The following is a 5396-nucleotide window of genomic DNA, read 5'->3' as shown; positions in this document are numbered from 1 at the left end:
TTCCCAGTCGAAAATTTCCGCTGCCGAAATTGAGAAATACCCGATGTTGGCGCGTCAAAAAATTCTCGATGCGGCCGATCGGGCGGCAAAATTGAAGGCGGGAACGTTTTGCATGGTGATTTCCGGGCGATCTCCGTCGGAGTCGGTTTTTGAGAAGGTTTTGGATGCGGTGCGATCGGTCAAATCCAGCCACGATTTGAAGATTTGCGCCTGTTTGGGACTCCTCGATGCCCAGCAAACGTCCCGCCTCGCCGAAGCTGGGGTCGATCGGGTCAACCATAATCTCAATACCTCCGAGAACTTCCATCCCCAAATCTGCACCACCCACACCTTCGACGATCGCCTCAATACGGTTAAAAACGTCCAAACCGCTGGGATGACAACCTGTTCCGGGGGAATTTTGGGTCTGGGGGAATCCGATGACGACGCGATCGATTTAGCCTACTCCCTGCGCGAACTAAACGTCACCAGCGTACCGATCAATTTTCTGATTCCCATTGAGGGTACCCCCTTTGCCGGACGCGGCGAACTCGATCCCCGACACTGTCTGCGCTTGCTGTGTTTGTTCCGTCTGATTCTGCCGAGTCAAGAAATTCGCATTGCTGGGGGACGAGAAGTGCATTTGCGATCGCTCCAACCCCTGGGATTGTATGCGGCGAACTCGATATTTATCGGCGATTATCTCACCACTCCCGGACAGACGGCGCGACGGGATTTCGAGATGATTCGCGATGCGGGATTCGTTCTGGAGGCAGCCGATGGTAGCATCCTCGAAGGCAATCCCCTCGAAGAGTTAGAAGCCTCTCTCGAAGCGACTGCCAGTCCCGGCGTGCGATCGTCGAGTTCTAACGAACCCTCGATCGTTTAATGAGGGTGTAAGATTCCGAATTCAAAAGTCTCTCCCTTCAGAAAGTATGGTTTCAAAATCGATATCAGTGACCGATCGCATTATCGTTCCCCTGGATGTTTCCACAGAAACCGAAGCCGTTGCTTTAATCGATTCCCTGCCTCAAGTCTCGTTCTGGAAAGTGGGGTTAGAGCTTTTTGTCAGTACCGGCCCCACCCTACTGCCGATGCTCAAAGAACGGAATAAGCGCATTTTCCTCGATTTAAAATTGCACGATATTCCCAACACCGTCGCCGGGGCTTGTCGGGCCGCAGCCCGCTACGGGGTGGATTTACTGACCATTCATGCTACTGCTGGACGTTCTGCCCTCAAAGGGGCTGTTGAAGCCGTTCGGGAAGGGGCAGCAACAGCAAACGTCGAACCCCCCAAACCGATCGCGATTACCGTCTTAACCAGCCTCAATTCGCGAGACCTGGCCTTCGATCTCAAAATCCCCCTGGAGTTGCCTGAATACGCCCTACAAATGGCGCTACTGGCACAAGAGTCGGGAATGGCTGGGGCAGTTTGTTCGCCAAAAGAAGTGGCGCAGTTGCGGCGAGTGTGCGGCGATGACTTCCTTTTGGTCTGTCCGGGGGTTCGACCCACTTGGGCGAATTTGGGAGACCAGCGCCGCGCCACCACCCCAGCGGATGCATTGAAGGCTGGGGCCGATTATTTAGTCATCGGTCGCCCCATTACCGCGTCAGAAGACCCCGCAGCGGCATTCGATCGCATTTGCGAGGAATTGACCTAAGTCCTTAAAATGTTAAAAACTGTAGGGGTAGTGCCCCCGTGCCTACCCCGTTGGTAAGTGCCTGGTTTCTACTTTCATGAAAATCTATAAAATTTGAGAAATGCTTAGGCAAACTGATAATGTTTTTTCACATCAGCGCGGATATTCCAAGTACAAGACATTCCTACGGGAAACGTGACGAGATCGCCTTTTCCCATTTCGACTGGTTCGCCACCTTCGGGAGTGACGACGACATCGCCTTCGAGAAAGTAGCAGGTTTCTTCGGCATCGTAAGTCCAGGGAAATTTAGAAACTTCTTTCGTCCAAATTGCCCAGTCAAAAACCCCTAACTCATTAAGTTTCGATTGACTGGGTTGGCGATCGATTTTAATTTCCATATTTTTTCCCTAGCAAAACTCAGCCAGATTATACTTTACGCTCGATTGGGAAATTCGACAAGATTTACAACCCGATCGCGCCAATTTCTTTTTTCGATCGGTCGTACGTTCTCTACTTCCAAAAAGTTCGATAAGTAGGCTCTCAACAAACGCAATTCGAGATCGTTTCGATCGCCTAGAAAAGGGCTAACTCGAATTAAGGTTACTATACTGCCGTATCAAATTTTCAGGTCGATCGTCCACAAATAAAATTTTCTCGAGTGGATATCCCCGTTTTTTGACTTTTTTTAAGTCTTTGATAAATTCATAATCGCCAGTTTGCCAATGAAATTTTAGAGTACATCGATCGTTCGACCAGAGAAATACTAGTTTGTGGCGATCGGGAAAGATGCGATCGATAATTTCGTCAGCATAGTCTCTCGAAGATGCCGTCCACACTGCTACTTCAAAATTATCGAAGCAGTATTCTATAAAATATTTGAAGTTAGGTCTTAAATAGACATAGTAGTTTGGTACTTTAAAGCATTCTGGATACTCTAAGGGTATCTCTGTCGAAAAAATTAGTGTTTCATCTAAATCTAGAATTAAGAGCTTTTGAAAACAACTCATTATTCATTTTGATTATAATTTTTATTTAGCTTGTCGTTTTAAGATTCTTTTCTACGAAAGCGGAGCAACGCGATGAAATACAATGGCTAGTGGATGAAAACCTACTCCTTCGAAAAAATGATGAGCTTGCTCGTTGTTGAATCCTGACTCCAAAAGAAAATATTTAGCATTTCCTTGGCAACCCCACTCGATCGCTTTTTCAACGATCTTTCTCCCAATTTTTAGACCCTGATAATCAGGATGTACGCCCAAATCATTCAACCAACATTCAAGATGTCCAGCATCAGTCTCTTTGAGACTGGCTAATGCAAAACCCGCAACCTCACCATCGATCGTTGCAACAAATTGACCTTCAGTTGTCTTTGAATTTCTAATCAAATCAACAACTTCTTCATAGAAAATTCGATCGGCATTTTCAGTAGGCGAACCCGAACTATCTGCCAGCCCAGAAGCCAAATCTCCAAAACTAACATAAGTGGGGTTATAAACTTTACTGTATATTTCAGAAACTCTATTTATGTCTTCAAAGACCATTGCTCTCACACTAATATTATGTTTCATGAATTAACACTCCATACAATTAATTTTCTTAGATGTAAGTATTCAGCCACACCAGTTAATCGTCGCACCCACCCCCTGCTCCTCCACCGGAGGGGAGTAGAAGATGAATATTTTCAATATTTCATTCATTTCCCAATTTTTAGGCAATAATTCCCCTCTCACCGAGGGGTTAGGGGTGGGTTCGATCTCAAATAACTTCAACCTGAATACTTACAATAGATTGGACGAATTGACAGCAGTTTTCGTATCTTATAAACCCTAGAAAGTTGAAACGGAGTAGGGGTAGTGCCCCCGTGCCTACCCCGTTTATTTTTTTGTGAGTCAACCTCTTCTTTTTTACCGTCTAACATATATTACTTTTGACTTTCACATTAAAAAAATCTGAAAGCTACACTCTCAAGTCTCCAGCTTCCGAGAGAGAATGCAAGCGGCGATACATCCCATTTTGTGCCAAAAGTTCTTCGTGAGAACCGACTTCCGCAACTTGACCAGCATCAAGAACCACAATCTTATCAGCATCTCGAACCGTACTCAGACGATGGGCGATAATAATCGTGGTGCGGGTTCCGAAAACCGATCGCATTGCCAGTTGAATCGATCGCTCCGATTCGTAATCCAAACTCGATGTTGCCTCATCAAATATCAACACATCGGGATCGACAATTAATGCTCTGGCAATTCCCAACCGCTGTTTTTGTCCCCCAGATAATCGCACCCCTCTTTCCCCAACAACGGTGTAGTAACCCTTGGAAAGTTCGGAGATAAACTCATCAACTCTGGCAATTTGGCAGGCTTCCTTTACCCGATCGAAACTCACGTTTGGATTGCCGTAAACTAAGTTATCGAGCAAAGTTCCGTTAAAAATATCCACATCTTGATGGACGATCGCCAATCGTCGGCGATACTGAGCAACGTCAAGGGTGCGAATATCCTCGCCATCCATGAAAATGTAACCACCATTGGGTTCAAAATAGCGAAATAAGAGTTTAACGAGAGTTGATTTTCCCGAACCGGATTTACCAACGAGTGCCACCGTTTGAAAAGGTTCGACAAGTAAGTTAATATCTTGCAAAATCGGACGTTCTGCATCGTAGCCGAAATTGACCCCAGCTAGCTCTATTTTCCCTGTAAACCGATAAGAACTCTCCTCGATATCTCGAACGGATAAACTCGCCGCATCATCTCCCGTCGGACGTTTGAGAAACTTGTGGAACCGCAACATCGAGCTGTAGCGACGGGCAAAAATTTCGGCGAGGATACTAATAGGATCGAGTTCTGCATAAGCCATACTCGAAATCGTTAGCGTGGTGATGAAATGTCCCAAAGAAATTCGACCTTGGAGGGTGGCAAATAGGGTCGAAACCAAGAGACCGAACACGCAAATTTGGACGAAACTTCGCTGCCAAGTGGTTAACACCACGTAGCTGCGGTGAATCCGATTGACGACAATATTGTGTTCCCGCGCCAATCGCCGATTCTGCCGATCGAGTTCTCTGGCTTCCGTGGCAAAGGCTTTAACGGTTTTGATATTGGTCACCAGTTCCGAAGTGCGGCTTTCGGTTCCCTCCATATATTTATCGATTAGTTTTTCGCGCTGGATAATCGATCGCAGAGATTTGAGACTGAAGCCGAGAATGAGGACAAACGACACCAGAAATGCGATCGCGATTCGCTTCTCGATGAACCAAATGGCGACGAAAATACCCAATACCCGCATCAACTTCGGAATCAGTTGTCCGGCAATTTCCGGGTACATCCAAGTATGATTTTCCAATCCCCGCGATACCCGTCCGGCAATCCGTCCGGGATTGTTTTCTTCGTAGAACGAGAGGGGGAGGGTGAGGATTTTGGCGATACTTTGGCGAGCGCGATCGCGACGTGCCGACAAAGAAATTGCCCAGTGATACCATCCCGCCTGCCAGGATTGCACGGGGGCCCGAACGACGGTGACGAGAAACACCAACCCCAACAAGACCCCGAGTTCTAGGGAAGAATTTTCCGGCAGGTGGGTGAGGCGAGCAACCCCTGCCACAAGCTGCTGTAGGGGTCGATCGAGGGGACCTCCAGCCAAGATATTGAGAATTTGCCCGATCGCATAGGGAACCACCAAATCGACAATTTCAAAGGCGCTGGTAACGGTGATACTGTAGGCTGCCTTACCCCCGTAACCGCGAAAATAACCGAGAATATCTCGAAACGATGCCATGAC

The 5396-nt window shown here is 47.1% G+C and carries 6 protein-coding genes; 2 read left to right on the top strand and 4 right to left on the bottom strand.

What is annotated here, in order from left to right; translation table 11 throughout:
- On the top strand, positions 1–868 hold an 868-nt coding region (bioB, locus tag IQ235_RS17915), incomplete at its 5' end, for a biotin synthase BioB (RefSeq protein WP_264322778.1).
- Between the two features lie 46 nt (positions 869–914).
- The gene (gene pyrF / locus IQ235_RS17910; RefSeq protein WP_264322777.1) at positions 915–1640 is read left to right on the top strand and encodes an orotidine-5'-phosphate decarboxylase; all 726 of its coding nucleotides are present in this window, start codon (positions 915–917) and stop codon (positions 1638–1640) included.
- Positions 1641–1744: 104 nt separating this feature from the next.
- On the opposite strand, the gene IQ235_RS17905 is transcribed toward pyrF, so the two are convergent.
- From IQ235_RS17905 to IQ235_RS17890, 4 genes are all read right to left on the bottom strand, one after another.
- Entirely contained in the window at positions 1745–2017 is a 273-nt protein-coding gene (locus IQ235_RS17905; protein ID WP_264322776.1) for a cupin domain-containing protein, read from the bottom strand.
- Between the two features lie 186 nt (positions 2018–2203).
- Entirely contained in the window at positions 2204–2626 is a 423-nt protein-coding gene (locus IQ235_RS17900) for an HAD family hydrolase (protein WP_264322775.1), read from the bottom strand.
- A 51-nt stretch (positions 2627–2677) separates the two neighbouring features.
- A complete protein-coding gene (locus IQ235_RS17895) occupies positions 2678–3187 on the bottom strand; it encodes a GNAT family N-acetyltransferase (RefSeq protein ID WP_264322774.1) in 510 nt (169 codons plus the stop codon).
- 388 nt (positions 3188–3575) lie between these two features.
- Positions 3576–5393, bottom strand: coding sequence for an ABC transporter ATP-binding protein (locus IQ235_RS17890; RefSeq protein WP_264322779.1), 1818 nt, complete (start codon positions 5391–5393; stop codon positions 3576–3578).
- Between the last annotated feature and the right edge of the window lie 3 nt (positions 5394–5396).

Origin of the sequence: Zarconia navalis LEGE 11467 (assembly GCF_015207075.1) — a bacterium.
Classification (GTDB): domain Bacteria; phylum Cyanobacteriota; class Cyanobacteriia; order Cyanobacteriales; family Geitlerinemataceae; genus Zarconia; species Zarconia navalis.
Note: the sequence above shows the minus strand (reverse complement) of the source record. Positions and strands in the feature narration are given on the sequence as shown.